The 13,573-nt window shown below is 74.9% G+C and carries 12 protein-coding genes; 8 read left to right on the forward strand and 4 right to left on the reverse strand.

The window, feature by feature from the left end:
• Positions 1 to 2 precede the first annotated feature (2 nt).
• Positions 3 to 1,982 carry a M13 family metallopeptidase gene (locus EQG70_RS02620; RefSeq protein WP_109269218.1) on the reverse strand — a complete coding sequence of 660 codons (1,980 nt, stop codon included), beginning with the start codon at positions 1,980 to 1,982 and terminating at the stop codon, positions 3 to 5.
• A gap of 148 nt (positions 1,983 to 2,130) precedes the next feature.
• Positions 2,131 to 2,961 (reverse strand): ABC transporter substrate-binding protein, encoded by an 831-nt coding sequence (locus EQG70_RS02625; protein ID WP_109243038.1) that lies wholly within the window; start codon positions 2,959 to 2,961, stop codon positions 2,131 to 2,133.
• Positions 2,962 to 3,252: 291 nt separating this feature from the next.
• On the opposite strand from EQG70_RS02625, the gene EQG70_RS02630 reads away from it, so the two are divergent.
• The 6 genes from EQG70_RS02630 (at position 3,253) to EQG70_RS02655 (ending at position 9,639) form a co-directional block, all read left to right on the forward strand.
• Positions 3,253 to 3,630, forward strand: a complete 378-nt coding sequence (locus tag EQG70_RS02630; RefSeq protein WP_109269219.1) for an RNA-binding S4 domain-containing protein — start codon at positions 3,253 to 3,255, stop codon at positions 3,628 to 3,630.
• A 127-nt stretch (positions 3,631 to 3,757) separates the two neighbouring features.
• Entirely contained in the window at positions 3,758 to 5,215 is a 1,458-nt protein-coding gene (locus EQG70_RS02635; RefSeq protein WP_017832943.1) for a benzaldehyde dehydrogenase, read from the forward strand.
• A 75-nt stretch (positions 5,216 to 5,290) separates the two neighbouring features.
• The gene (locus tag EQG70_RS02640) at positions 5,291 to 6,643 is read left to right on the forward strand and encodes an MATE family efflux transporter (RefSeq protein ID WP_035925389.1); all 1,353 of its coding nucleotides are present in this window, start codon (positions 5,291 to 5,293) and stop codon (positions 6,641 to 6,643) included.
• Positions 6,644 to 6,693: 50 nt separating this feature from the next.
• Positions 6,694 to 7,686, forward strand: coding sequence for a universal stress protein (locus tag EQG70_RS02645; RefSeq protein ID WP_031282733.1), 993 nt, complete (start codon positions 6,694 to 6,696; stop codon positions 7,684 to 7,686).
• A 39-nt stretch (positions 7,687 to 7,725) separates the two neighbouring features.
• The gene (locus EQG70_RS02650; RefSeq protein WP_109243035.1) at positions 7,726 to 8,619 is read left to right on the forward strand and encodes a universal stress protein; all 894 of its coding nucleotides are present in this window, start codon (positions 7,726 to 7,728) and stop codon (positions 8,617 to 8,619) included.
• Between the two features lie 135 nt (positions 8,620 to 8,754).
• A complete protein-coding gene (locus EQG70_RS02655; protein ID WP_109269220.1) occupies positions 8,755 to 9,639 on the forward strand; it encodes a TPM domain-containing protein in 885 nt (294 codons plus the stop codon).
• A 25-nt stretch (positions 9,640 to 9,664) separates the two neighbouring features.
• On the opposite strand, the gene pdxT is transcribed toward EQG70_RS02655, so the two are convergent.
• A complete protein-coding gene (pdxT, locus tag EQG70_RS02660) occupies positions 9,665 to 10,267 on the reverse strand; it encodes a pyridoxal 5'-phosphate synthase glutaminase subunit PdxT (RefSeq protein WP_109269221.1) in 603 nt (200 codons plus the stop codon).
• Entirely contained in the window at positions 10,264 to 11,112 is an 849-nt protein-coding gene (pdxS, locus tag EQG70_RS02665; RefSeq protein WP_229587254.1) for a pyridoxal 5'-phosphate synthase lyase subunit PdxS, read from the reverse strand. Before pdxS ends, pdxT begins: the two co-directional genes overlap by 4 nt.
• A gap of 211 nt (positions 11,113 to 11,323) precedes the next feature.
• On the opposite strand from pdxS, the gene pdxR reads away from it, so the two are divergent.
• The gene (gene pdxR / locus EQG70_RS02670; protein WP_017832950.1) at positions 11,324 to 12,874 is read left to right on the forward strand and encodes a MocR-like pyridoxine biosynthesis transcription factor PdxR; all 1,551 of its coding nucleotides are present in this window, start codon (positions 11,324 to 11,326) and stop codon (positions 12,872 to 12,874) included.
• A 67-nt stretch (positions 12,875 to 12,941) separates the two neighbouring features.
• Positions 12,942 to 13,532, forward strand: coding sequence for a DUF308 domain-containing protein (locus EQG70_RS02675; protein ID WP_017832951.1), 591 nt, complete (start codon positions 12,942 to 12,944; stop codon positions 13,530 to 13,532).
• The last annotated feature ends 41 nt before the right edge of the window (positions 13,533 to 13,573 follow it).

The raw sequence follows: 13,573 nt of genomic DNA on the forward strand, positions 1-13,573 counted from the left end.
GGTCACCAAATGTTGACGCGCTCCTCCGGGGGCAGCCACAGGCCGTCGCCGGGGCGGGTGCCGAAGGTGTCGTGGAACGCGAACATGTTCTGCACCACCCGGTTGCAGCGGAACTCGTCCGGGGCGTGCGGGTCGGTGGCCAGCCGGTTGACCAGCTCCTGCTCCCGGGCGGTCGAGCGCCACAGCGCCGCGTAGGCGTAGAAGAAGCGCTCCGCGCCGGTCAGGCCGTCGAGCACCGGCGCGCTGTCCTGGTCCAGGCCCCGCTCGGCCAGGGACATCCGGTAGGCCACCAGGGCGATCTCCAGCCCGCCCAGGTCCCCGATGTTCTCGCCCACCGTGAAGGCCCCGTTGACGCGGTGCCGGGCCGGGTCCAGCCCGCGCGGCGTGCAGCCGTCGTACTGGGCGACGAGCGCGGCGGTGCGCCGGGCGAACTCCGCCCGGTCCTCGTCCGTCCACCAGTTCTCCAGGTGGCCCCGGGCGTCGTACTTGGCGCCCTGGTCGTCGAAGCCGTGGCCGATCTCGTGGCCGATCACGGAGCCGATCGCGCCGTAGCACACGGCGTCGTCGGCCTCGATGTCGAAGAACGGCGGCTGCAGGATCCCGGCGGGGAAGACCACCTCGTTGAGCACGGGGTGGAAGTAGGCGTTGACCCAGTGGGGGTAGAGGAACCACTCGCCGCGGTGCACGGGGGTGCCCATCTTCCCGACGGTGCGGTCGTGCTCCAGCGCCAGCCCCGCCCGGACGTTGCCGAGCAGGTCCTCGGGGTCCGGCTCCAGGGAGGAGTAGTCCCGCCAGGTCTCCGGGTAGCCGACCTTGACGGTGAACGTGGACAGCTTCTCCAGGGCGCGGGCCCGGGTGGCCCCCGACATCCACTCGAGCCGCGAGATCCGCTCCCGGTACGCGGCCAGCAGGTGCGCCACGAGCTGCTCCACCCGGGCCTTGTGCGCCGGCGGGAACCAGCGGGCCACGTACTCGCGCGCCACGTCGTCGCCGAGGATCCGGGTGACCAGGAACTCGGCCCGCTTCCAGCGCTCGCGGGGGCGGGTGATCCCGGACAGGGCGGTGCTGTAGAAGCGGAAGTTCTCCTCGACGAACGGCCGGGGCAGGAACGGGGCGCGCTTGGACACGATCCGCCACGACTGCCAGATCCGGATCTGCTCCTCGGACCACTCCTGCCACAGCCGGCCCAGCTGCGTCACGAAGGAGGGCTGGCGCACGATGACCCGGTCGAAGATCCCCGCGCCGCGCTCCGGGGCGGTGCCCTCGAGCCACGCCGTCCACGGGAAGCCGGGCGCCATGGCCTCCAGGCCGGCCACATCCACGGGGTTGTACATCTCCTCGACGTCCCGTGCGGAGACGGTGTCCCAGTGGGCGGCGGCGAGCTGCGTCTCCATGGCGAGCACGGTCGCCGCGGCGTCCCGGGCGGGCACGCCCCAGCGGGCCGGCAGGCCCGCGAGCTCGAGCATCGCCGCGACGTGGGCGGTGAACGCCGTGCGCAGCCGCTCGTGCTGCGGGTCCGTGTAGTAGCTGTCCGTGGGCAGGGACAGCCCGTCCTGACGCAGGAAGAAGGAGTAGCGGGAGGAGTCCCGGGAGTCGTTCTCCACGAAGAAGGACAGCGGCCCGTCCACGCCGGTGCGGTGCAGGGCGGCCGAGGCGCGGGCGAGTCCCTCCCGGCCCCGGGCGGCGTCGAGCACCGCGAGGTCCGGGGCCAGGGCGGCCAGGCCGCGGCGCTCGATCTGCTCCTCGTCGAGGAAGGACCGGTACAGCGCCCCCATCCGCGACCCGGCGGGCGCCTCCTGCACGATCTCGTGCACCCGCTGCGTGTTCCGGTCGGTGAGGATCGCGGAGGCACCGTCGAACGCGCGGTCGTCCGGCAGCTCGTGCGCCTCGATCCAGCCGCCGTTGACGTGGCGGTACAGGTCGTCCTGCGGTCGGACGCCGGGATGGACGTGCTGCAGCTCGAGGCCGGAGTCGGTGGTCACGAGAGCTTCCCCTGTCGTCGTGGCGGGGCGGAGGGCGCGGGGGCGTCCGCCCGGCTCCAGCCTGCGGACGACGGCGCCGCGGCCCGCTTCGCGCGGGCCACGGCGTCCGTGCTGCTCGTCACCCCCGTGCACCGGGGGCGACGACGGGTCAGCTCGCGGCCGGCTCCGGGCTCGCGGACCCTGCCGCCTCGTCGGCGCCCAGCCACTCGGCCTCGAGCTCCTCGAGGGAGCCGTCCTCCTGCATGGCCGCCAGCGTCTCGTTGACCTGGTCCAGCAGGGCCGTGTTGCCGGTCTTGACGGCCAGGCCCAGCTGCTCCCCGGTCTCGATCTCCTCGACCAGCTGCAGCTCGGGGTTGTCCTCGATCGCGGGGCCGGTCACGGAGATGTTGCCGAGCGCGGCCTCGACGTCGTCGGTGTTAAGCCCCTGGATCATCAGCGAGGAGGTCTCGTACTGGACCACGTCCGCGCCGTTGTCCTGGGCGTAGGCCTCCCCGGTGGTGGCCTGCTGCACGCCGATGCGCTTGCCCGCGATGTCCGCCACGGAGCGGATGTCCGAGCCGGGCGCGACCAGGAGGGCGAGGTTGTCGTCGAGGTACGGCTCGGAGAAGTCCATCACCGACTCGCGCTCCTCGGTGATCGTCATGCCGGACGCGGCGAGGTCGCACTGGTCGGTGTCCAGCGCGGAGCCCGTCTCGATGGCCTCGAAGGGCGTGGTGATGACGTTCGACTCCACGCCGAGGTCCTGTGCGATCCGGTCGACCAGGTCGATGTCGAAGCCCACGGTCTCGCCGTTCTCGACGTACTCGAACGGGGCGTAGGGGATGTCCGAGCAGACCGTGAGGGTGCCGGAGCTGATCAGGCTCAGCTCGCCCTCGCCGGCGGCCTCCTCGCCCCCTCCGGTGCTCGTGCACGCGCTCAGGGCCAGCGCGGAGACGGCCAGCACGGACAGGGTCGCTGCCCCGTGGAACCTGCTCTTCATGGATCTGTCCTTCCCTCGGGAGGTGGCGGGCCGCCGCCGGCTGCACGGCGTCGTGCCCGGTGCGCGGCCCGCCGGTGAATGTGCCTCAGTGTAGGTGTTCGCGCGTTGCCGGGATGTTGCACACCACTGGTCGGTAGTCAATTCATTGTCCCCACTCCGGGCGACACCTCCGGGGCGGCGCGCCTGGGCGGCCGCGGCGGAGCCGTCCGGCGTCGGCCGTGCCCGGCGGATTCGGCACAATGGCCCCATGACCCGCACCGAGGACCAGCGCCGCAGCGACCGGGGCGCGCGATGACCGCGCCGCAGGCCCCCGCGAGCGTGCGCGTGGACGTGTGGCTGTGGGCGGTGCGCGTGTTCAAGACCCGCTCCGCCGCCACGGCCGCGTGCCGCGCCGGCCACGTGAAGATCGACGGCACCTCGGTCAAGGCCGCCCAGCCGGTGCGGCCCGGCCAGCGGGTGACCGTGCGCCGTCCCGGTCACGAACAGGTCCTGGAGGTGGTGCAGCTGCTGACCAAGCGCGTCGGGGCGCCCGTCGCCGCGAAGGCCTACGTCGACCACAGCCCGCCCCCGCCCCCGGCGCTGCACGCCGCGGTCCCGCGGCGGGACCGGGGCACCGGGCGGCCCACCAAGAAGGACCGCCGGGAGATGGACCGCCTCCGGGGGCTGTGACGGCGTCCGCGCGGCGTTCCGTGCGCGCTCCCAGGAAGGCGCAGAATAATCCGCACTGCACGTGTGCCGTGGGTCACCCCGCCGTCCGGCGGTCCGACCCGCGGCCGGAACCCGAGGAGTTCGACCCATGGCACTGCTGGACACATCGGTGTGGACCGGAAAGATCTACGTCAACGGATGGCGCGACGGCCGCGGCGGCACCGAGGACGTCACGAACCCGTCGACGGACGAGACGCTGGGGCAGATCGGCTTCGCCTCCCCCGAGGACGTGTACGAGGCGGCCGAGAAGGCCGCAGCGGCCCAGAAGGAGTGGGCGGCGCTGAAGCCCTCCGAGCGCGCCGCGGTGCTGCGTCGCGCCGGCCTGCTGTTCGAGGAGCACGCCGAGGAGGTCATGGACTGGGTGGTCCGGGAGACCGGGGCGATCCAGCCCAAGGCCGGGCTGGAGGCCTCGGTTGCGGCCGCGGAGTGCTACGAGTCCTCGGCGCTGCCGAGCCACCCGCACGGGGAGTACCTGCCCTCCGACGCCCCGCACTGGTCGCTGTCCCGCCGGGTGCCGGTCGGGGTGGTCTCCGTGATCTCGCCGTTCAACTTCCCGCTGATCCTCTCGATCCGCTCCGTGGCCCCCGCCCTGGCCCTGGGCAACGCGGTGCTGCTCAAGCCGGACCCCCGCACCTCGGTCACCGGCGGCGCGCTCATCATGCGCGTCTTCGAGGAGGCCGGGCTGCCGCCCGGCGTCCTGCAGCTGCTGCCCGGCGGCGGTGACGTCGGGGCCGCCACGGTCGAGGCCCCGCACGTGAACGTCGTGTCCTTCACCGGGTCCACGGCCGCCGGCCGGCACGTGGGCGCCGCGGCGGCGCAGCACCTCAAGCGCGCCCACCTCGAGCTGGGCGGCAACAACGTGGTCATCGTCCTGCCCGGCGCGGACGTGGACCTGGCCGCGGGGGTCGGGGCGATGGGCTCCTTCTTCCACCAGGGACAGATCTGCATGACCACCGGGCGCCACCTGGTGCACGAGGACCTGCACGACGAGTACGTGGACAAGCTCGCGGCGAAGGCGGAGGCCCTGGTGGTCGGGGACCCCTCCGGCGGACCCGTGCACCTCGGCCCGATCATCGACGAGCGCCAGCTCAAGGCCATCGACGCGATCGTGCAGGAGACCGCCATCGCCGGCGCCCGGGTGGTGGCCGGGGGGTCCCACGAGGGCCTGTTCTACCGGCCCACGGTGCTCTCCGAGCTGACCCACGAGATGACGGCCTGGAAGGACGAGATCTTCGGGCCGGTGGCGCCCGTGATGAAGGTGTCCAGCGCGGAGGAGGCGGTGGAGTTCGCCAACGCCTCCGAGTACGGGCTCTCGGTGTCCATCGTCGGGGACGTCGGCGAGGCCATGAAGATCGCCGACAGGATCCGCTCCGGCAAGATCCACATCAACGAGATGACGGTCGCCGACGAGGCCAACGCCCCCTTCGGCGGCATGGGCGCCTCCGGCACCGGCTCCCGGTTCGGCGGGCCGACCGCCAACATCGACGCGTTCACCGAGACGCAGTGGATCACGATCAGCCCGGACGTCCCGCACTACCCCTTCTGAGCACCGCCGCTCCCGGGCCGCGTCCCGTCCGGGGGTGCGCCGCGGGGGGCGGGAGGTCGTCGGTAGCCTGGACCGGTGACGACGACCTCCCGCCCCCGCGGCCTCAACCGGCAGATCCTGGCCCTGGCCGTCCCCGCCTTCGGGGCGCTCGTGGCCGAGCCGCTGTTCCTGCTGGCGGACTCCGCGATCGTCGGCCACCTCGGCACCCCCCAGCTCGCCGGCGTGGGCGTGGCCGCGGCCGTCCTGCAGACGGTCGTGGGGCTCATGGTCTTCCTCGCCTACAGCACCACCCCTGCGGTGGCCCGGCACCTCGGTGCGGGCCGGCTCCAGGAGGCCGTGGCGGTGGGCCGGGACGGGCTGTGGGTGGCCGCGGGGTTCGGCCTGCTCCTGTCCGCGGCGGGCTGGGCGCTGGGCCGGCCGCTGCTGGCGCTGATGGGCGCGCGCGGCGAGGTCCTGGAGCACGCCGTCGTCTACCTGCACTGGTCCCTGCCCGGACTGACCGCCATGCTCCTGGTGCTCGCGGCCACCGGTGTGCTCCGCGGCCTCCAGGACACCAGGACCCCGCTGCTCATCGCCGGGGTCGGGGCCGCGGCCAACGCGGGGCTCAACCTCCTGCTCGTGCACGGGGCGGGCCTGGGGGTGGCCGGCGCGGCGATCGGCACGAGCGCCGTGCAGTGGGCCATGGCGCTGGCGTACCTGCGGATCCTCCGCCGGCTCGCCCGCGAGCACGGCGTGGGGCCCGCGACCACGTGGCCCCGGCTGCGCTCGCACCTCACGGTGGGCTCCTGGCTCATGCTGCGCACCGTCTCCCTGCGGGTCGCGATCCTCGCGACCGTCCTGGTGGTCACGGGACAGGGCGCCCAGAACCTCGCCGCGCACCAGCTCGTGATGACGTTCTTCAACTTCCTGGCCTACGCCCTCGACGCCCTCGCCATCGCGGCGCAGGCGCTGCTGGGCCGGGACATGGGGGCGCGGGACGTGACCGACCCCGTGCAGCGGCGGGCGGTCCGGGCTCTCATGAACCGGCTGGTCCTGTGGGGGCTCGGCTTCGGCGTGGTCACGGGCCTCCTGGTGGCCCTGGTCGGCACCCGGCTGGGGTTCCTGCTCAGCCCCGATCCCGCGGTGCAGGCCCTGTTCGCGGCGGCCCTGCTGGTGGTGGCGGTCGGCCAGCCGCTGGCCGCGTACGTCTTCGTCCTGGACGGGGTGCTCATCGGGGCCGGGGACGCCCGCTACCTCGCGGTGGCCGGAGTGCTCAACCTGGCGGTCTACGCCCCGCTGCTGCTGCTCGTGGCGCACTCCGCCGGGACGGGGACCGGAGGGTTCGTGTGGCTGTGGACCGCCTACGCCGGCGGCTACCTGGGGGCCCGGGCCCTGACCCTGGGGCTGCGGGCCCGCGGCGACTCCTGGCTGCTCCGGAACGCACGGTAACAACCCGGAGCGCACCCGGTGTTGTGGGGCGGATCACCTACGATGCAGACATGAACAGTGATCCTCGCGCAGAGAACCAGCCCACCGCCGACTCCGGGCACAACGTCGTGCTCGTCGGCATCGACGGATCCGACCAGGCCCGCCACGCGCTCGAGCGCGCCCTCGAGGAGGCCCGCGCCCAGGACCTGACCGTGCGCCTGCTCGGCGCCTATCCGGTCATCGGGGTCGGGGACCCCGGCCTCGAGATGCGGTTCACCGAGGCCGTGATGAAGGAGAACGCCGGCCACCTGGCCGAGGCCCGGCAGACCGTGGAGCAGGCGGGGCTGCCCGTCGAGGTCGTGGAGGCGGGCGGGGACGCCGCCAAGGCCGTCGTGGAGCAGTCGGGCGAGGCCGCGCTCGTGGTCATGGGCAAGCGCGGCCGCGGCGGCGCGCTGCGCGGCCGGCTGGGCTCGGTGTCCGCGGCGGTCGCCGCGCACGCGAAGTGCCCGGTGATCATCGTCCCCGAGGCCGCCGAGAGCCGGAGCCCCGAACGGCACCCCGAGCGGCGCGGCGGCAGCGCGGGCGACTTCGCGCTCGAGGCCGACGGGCCGGTCAAGGCCGACCAGATCGACTTCACCGGCCGGGTGGTCGTGGGCCTGGACGCCCTCGGCTCCCGCAGCCCGGCGCTGGGCAAGGCCGTGGCCTACGCCCAGGAGCACGGCAAGGCCCTGGCGCTGGTCTCCGTGAACGGAGCCCTGTCCGGCACGCCCTCCTGGTTCCAGGACGAGTTCAACCAGGCCCGGTACTTCCACGAGGCGGACCAGAAGCTCACCCAGATCTCCGACGAGATCGCCGCGCAGCACCCCGAGCTGACGGTCGAGCACCACATCTTCGTGGGCCGGCCCGCCCGCATCCTGATGAACGCCACGCACTCCGCGGACATGGTCGTGGTGGGCTCCCGCGGCATCGGCGGCTTCCGGGGGCTGCTGCTCGGCTCGGTCTCCCAGGCGGTGCTGGAGAACGCCACCGGCCCGGTCATGGTGGTGCCCGCGCACCGCCCCTGAGCACCCCACCCCCACGGCGAGACCAGGAGGCGGCACCCCATGCCGGAACAGATCGTCGTCGGCTACGACGGCTCCGAGAACAGCGAACGGGCCCTGGACTGGGCGATCCAGGAGGCCGGTACCCTCGCCGGCGAGCTCAGGGTGGTGGTCTCCATGGGCCGGCCCGTCGCCGTGGACCCCAGTCTCTACGGGCCGTTCCTGGAGGCGATCGAGGAGGAGGCGGACAAGGTCGCCGCCGCCGCCGTCACCCGGGCCCGGGACGCCGGCGTCACCGCGGTCGCGGTCGTCGAGCGCGGTGACGCGGCCGGGGTGCTGGTGCACGAGTCGGAGGACGCCGCGTCCCTGGTGCTCGGCCGCCGGGGCCGGCGCGGGGTGCGGGGCCGCCTCGGATCGGTCACGGCCGCGGCGGCGGCGCACGCGAAGTGCCCCGTGATCGTCCTCCCGGACCGCTGGGACCCGCGGGCACGGGACGCCCGCGGGGCGACCGGCCCCTTCGCGGGCCGCGTGGTGGTCGGCGTGGACCGGCTCGGCCGGGACAACCCGGCCGTCCTGGCGGCCGGGCGGTACGCCGCACGGCACGGCGCGGGCCTGGCGCTGGTCACCGTGGTGCCGGAGGCCATGAGCATGCCGACGGGCTCCGCGGACCTGGACCGGGCCGTGCGCGAGCAGCTCACCGAGCCCGCCCAGTCCCTCGTGGACCAGGTGGCGGAGTCGGTCCGGGAGGACCACCCGGAGCTGGACGTCGAGACGTTCGTCTTCTCCGGCCAGCCGGCGGACCAGCTCGTGGAGGCCGGGCGGTCGGCGGAGCTCGTGGTGGTCGGCAGCCGCGGCTACGGCGGGTTCCGCGGGCTGCTCATGGGCTCCGTCTCCCAGGCCGTGCTGCAGGAGGGTGAGGGTCCCGTGATGGTGGTCCCGGCCCGCCGGAAGAGCTGACCCGTCCGCCCGCAGGAGGAGCCCCCGCCCGTCCAGGACCGGGGGCTCCTCCTGCGGGCGGATCCGCCGAGCGGTGCCGGCGGGCCATCCTGGGGACGAGCCCGCGGAGCGCCCGCGGACGGACGGGAGCACACCGTGGACCGCAGAGCACTCGCCGCGACCGCCCTGACCCTCGCCGCGCTCACCGGGTGCTCGGGCGGGGCGGCGGACCCGGTGGAGGTCCCCGCCCGGCCGGCCGGGTCCAACGTCCTGGACTCCGCCGGCGTCCTGACGGACGCGCAGGAGCAGCAGCTCGACGCCCTGATCGAGGACCGCGGGGCCGGCACGGACGCGGCACGCGTCGCCGTGCTCACGGTGGAGGAGGCGACCGGGTCGATCGAGGACTACGCCCGCGAGGTCGCCACCGCCTGGGAGGTGGGCGACGCCGGGGCGGACAACGGCGTGCTCGTGGTCGCCGCCACCGGGGACCGGGAGCTGCGCATCGAGACCGCGGACGGGGTGCGCGAGCGGTTCTCGGACGACGAGGCGGAACGCGTGGTGGAGGACGTGCTGGCGCCGGCCTTCGCGGACGAGCGCTACGCGCAGGGCCTCGGCGAGGCCGTCGAGCAGATCCACGTCTACGCGCAGGGCGGGGAGCCGCCGCGGGAGCCCTTCGACTGGGCCCTGCTCGGCTGGGTCGCGGGCGGCTTCGGCCTGGTCGGCGTGCTGGTGGCGTGGTGGATCGCCGCGGACCTCCGCCGCCGGCGCCGGATCGCCGACGAGGAGCTGCGGGCGGCCCGGCAGCGCGACCCGGAGCTGCGGCTCACCGAGGAGCAGCACGCGGCGTACCGGACGTACCGCTACCACCACCGCAAGCCGGACGCCGTCACGAACCCGGCCGTGTGGCTCCCGCTCTACCTGGCCAACCCGGGGCTGTACTCCGGCGGCTCGGGCGGCGGCACGAGCGGTGACGGGCAGGGCGGCTCCTCGTTCGGCGGGGGCGGCGGATTCACCGGCGGCGGGGCGTCCGGCAGCTACTGAGCCGCCCCGCACGGGGCGGGGCGGCTCAGGCGGGGAGTCCGCGCCGGGCGGCCACGAGGGAGAGCAGGTGCCGGTGCACCGTGGTCTCCCCGGTCAGCTCGGGGTGGAACGAGATGCCGACGACGGCGCCGCTCGCCACCGCGACCACCTCGCCCCGGTGCCGGGCGAGGACCTCGACGCCCTCGCCGACGCGGGTCACCGCGGGGGCGCGGATGAAGGCCGCGCGCACCACGTCCCCGCCGCGGCCCCACGCGAGCACGACCTCCTCGGAGGCCGTCTGGGGTCCGAACGCGTTGCGGGCCACGGTGATGTCCAGGACCTCGAGGGTCTGCTGGCCGGGGGCTGGGTCCTCGATGCCGGACGCGAGCAGGATGAGGCCGGCGCACGTGCCCAGCGTGGGCAGGCCGCCGAGCACGGCGTCCCGCAGCGGCTCCCGCAGCCCGAACAGGCGCAGCAGCCGGTCCACGGTGGAGGACTCCCCGCCGGGCAGGACGATCGCGTCCAGCCCGGCGAGCTGCTCGGCCGTCTTCACGAGCACGGGCTGGGCGCCCAGCTCCCGCAGCATCGCGGCGTGCTCGGCGACCCCGCCCTGGAGGGCGAGGACGCCCACGCGGGGCGCGGAACTCACCAGCCGCGCTCCGCGAGCCGGTGCGGGGCGGGGAGGTCGCCCACGTTGATGCCGACCATCGCCTCGCCGAGCCCGCGGGAGGCCTCGGCGATCTTCTCGGGGTCGTCGAAGTAGGCGGTGGCCTTCACGATGGCCTGCGCCCGGGCCGCGGGGTTGCCGGACTTGAAGATCCCGGAGCCCACGAACACGCCGTCGGCACCGAGCTGCATCATCATGGCGGCGTCCGCGGGGGTGGCCACGCCGCCGGCGGTGAACAGCACGACCGGCAGCTTCCCGGTGCGGGCGACCTCGAGGACGATGTCGTAGGAGGCCGCGAGCTCCTTCGCCTTCACGTAGAGGGCGTCGGGGGAGATCCGGTAGAGGGCCTGCAGCTCGGCGATCTGCCCGCGGATGGTGCGGATGTGCTTGGTGGCCTCGGAGACGTCGCCGGTGCCGGCCTCGCCCTTGGAGCGGATCATCGCGGCGCCCTCGGCGAGCCGGCGCAGGGCCTCGCCCAGGTTGGTGGCCCCGCACACGAACGGGACGGTGAAGCGCTGCTTGTCGATGTGGTTGACGTAGTCGGCGGGGGAGAGGACCTCGGACTCGTCGATGTAGTCGACCTTCAGGTGCTCGAGCACCTGCGCTTCCACGAAGTGGCCGATGCGCACCTTCGCCATGACGGGGATGGAGACGGCGGCCTGGATGCCCTCGATCAGGTCGGGGTCGGACATGCGGGCCACGCCGCCCTGGGCGCGGATGTCGGCAGGCACGCGCTCGAGGGCCATCACGGCCACGGCGCCGGCGTCCTCGGCGATGCGGGCCTGCTCGGCGGTGACGACGTCCATGATGACGCCGCCCTTGAGCATGTCGGCGAGGCCGCGCTTGACGAGCGGGGAGCCGGTCAGCGGGGTCGCGTCCGAGGCGGTGGGGCGGGTGGTGCCGCCGGCGGGGTTCTGGGCATGGGCAGTCTGCAGATCGGTCATGGAGTCCATCCTGCGGCCGGAAGTGGTCCACCGACAGGTCCACCATCGATAGAATCTGTTGGACCACAGGAGTTCCGAGGGAGAGGAGCGGACCGTGCGGCACCCCCACGACGTCGAGCTGCCCGTGCGCGTGGACCGGGCCGATCCCGCGCCGCTGCCCGCCCAGCTCGTCCAGCAGCTGCGGGAGCTGGTGGTCTCCGGGACCCTGCGCCCGGGGGACGCGCTGCCCTCCACCCGCGGGCTCGCCGCCCGGCTGGGGATCTCGCGGGGCTCCGTGGTCACCGCCTACGACCAGCTCCACGGCGAGGGCTATCTGCACGCCACCAACGGCGCCACGGTGGTCCACCCCGATCTGGCCCGCTCCCGCACGGAGCCCCCGGCGGCCCGGCCCGGCCCCCGCCCGGCCGCGGCGCCGCGGCGCCGGACCCGGGAGCGGCCCATGATCGACCTCACGCCCGGCCGGCCCGACACCGGACGGCTGGCCACCCCGCAGTGGCGCGCCGCGTGGCGGGACGCCGCGGCCGCCGCCGGCACGGGGGCGCCCCCGCCCCAGGGCTCGGAGCCGCTGCGCGAGCAGATCGCCGAGCACCTGCGGCTGATGCGCGGCGTGGTCCGGGACCCCGAGGACCTCTTCGTCACGGCGGGCGCGCGGGACGGGCTCCAGCTGCTGCTCGCGGTGCTCGGCGGCCACGCGGGCCGCGGGCTGCGCGTCGCCGTCGAGGACCCCGGCTACCCCTCGCTGCGCCGGGTGCCGGAGCGGCTCGGCCACGAGGTGCTGCCGGTGCCGATCGACGACCAGGGCCTCGACCCCGCCCGGCTGCCGTCCGGGGCGTGGGCCGGCCCGGGGGAGTGGGAGATCGAGCGGCCCCCGGACGCCGTGATCGTCACCCCCAGCCACCAGTACCCCCTCGGGGCGTCGATGCCCGCCGCCCGCCGGCTCGAGCTGCTCGGCTGGGCGCGCGCCCACGACGCGCTGATCGTGGAGGACGACTACGACTCCGAGCTGCGCTACGTGGGCGAGCCGCTGCCCGCGCTGTCCTCCCTCGACCACGCCCCGGGCGCCGTCCCGGAGCCCCCCGCCCCCGGCCGGCTGCTCGGCGCCGGCGGCCACGTGGCCACGCTGGGCTCCTTCACCAAGGTCCTCGCGCCCGGGCTGGGGGTCGGCTACCTGCTGGCCCCGCCCGCCCTCCGGGAGGACCTGCTGCGGCTGCGCACGGACCTCGGCAACCCGGCCTCCGCGGTCGCCCAGGACGCCATGGCCCGTTTCCTGGCCGACGGCGGCCTGCGCCGGCACACCGCTCGGATGCGGCGGGAGTACCGGCGCCGGCGGGACCTGCTCACCGCGGCCCTCGCCGGGGTCCACGGGGTGCGGGCCGTGCCCATGGACGGGGGGCTGCACGCCGTCCTCGAGTTCACCGGGGAGGTGCCCCTGGCGGAGCAGGACGTCGTGGATCGGGCCGCGGCCGCGGGCGTGCGGGTGGCGGCGCTGGGCTCGTACTGGGCGCACGGCGCGGGGGGCGGCCGCCGCGGCGTCGTCGTCGGCTTCGGCGCCACCGGTGCCGCCCCGGAGGGGGACGCCCTGCCGGACGCCCTCGCGGTCCTGGCCCGGGTGCTCTCGGCGCCCTGCCCCGCACGCGGTCGCTAGACTGGCCGGTGCCCCGGGGGTCTCCCCGCCGGGGCCCTCCCGCGAGCACGTTCCCGAAAGGCGCACCGTGAACCCCGACCCGAGCACCGGCATCCACCGCGACCTGTTCGCGCCCACGCTGCTGCGCGCGCTCGTGGCGCTGGTGTTCGGCGCCGTGACCGTGTTCTGGCAGGAGCCGACGCTGCCCGTGGTGGCCTGGGGCGTGGGGCTGTACCTCGTGCTCACGGGCGCGGCGAGCGTGCTCCTGCAGCTGCGCCTCAACGGCAACGACCACGTGGACATGGGCCCCACCCGGCAGATCCCGCAGTCCTACGGCGTGCTGTACCTCCTGGGCGGGGTCTTCACGATCCTCGGCGCCGACACCCCCGCGTGGCTCGTGGTCTACGCGGCGTCCATCATGGGCCTGGCCGGGCTCACGGAGCTGGCGCTCGGGCTGAAGTTCCGCACGACCTTCCCGCTGGGCCGCGACTGGACCATCGCCGGGCTGGTCACGGTCCTCGCCGCCACCGGTCTCGTGCTCGTGGTGGACCTCGGCCCCAAGGCGCTCTTCGGGGTGGTGGGGGCCGCCGCGGTGGTCATCGGCGTCACCCACCTGCTGGCCGCCCTCACGCTCCGGCACGAGGACCGCCGGGGACGGGCCCCCGCCGGGACCGCGTAGACTGGGCTACCGCACGGCAGGCCCCGGCCCCGCCGGGGACA

Source organism: Kocuria rosea (genome assembly GCF_006094695.1).
Lineage (GTDB): Bacteria > Actinomycetota > Actinomycetes > Actinomycetales > Micrococcaceae > Kocuria > Kocuria rosea.

Bases quoted from the DNA above. Each gene is read 5' to 3' on its own strand.
- EQG70_RS02645 (WP_031282733.1), top strand. From the start codon at position 6,694: ATGAACAGTGATCCTCGCGCAGAGAACCAGCCCACCGCCGACTCCGGG.
- EQG70_RS02635 (WP_017832943.1), top strand. From the start codon at position 3,758: ATGGCACTGCTGGACACATCGGTGTGGACCGGAAAGATCTACGTCAAC.
- EQG70_RS02650 (WP_109243035.1), top strand. From the start codon at position 7,726: ATGCCGGAACAGATCGTCGTCGGCTACGACGGCTCCGAGAACAGCGAA.
- EQG70_RS02630 (WP_109269219.1), top strand. From the start codon at position 3,253: ATGACCGCGCCGCAGGCCCCCGCGAGCGTGCGCGTGGACGTGTGGCTG.
- EQG70_RS02625 (WP_109243038.1), bottom strand. From the start codon at position 2,961: ATGAAGAGCAGGTTCCACGGGGCAGCGACCCTGTCCGTGCTGGCCGTC.
- pdxS (WP_229587254.1), bottom strand. From the start codon at position 11,112: ATGCTCAAGGGCGGCGTCATCATGGACGTCGTCACCGCCGAGCAGGCC.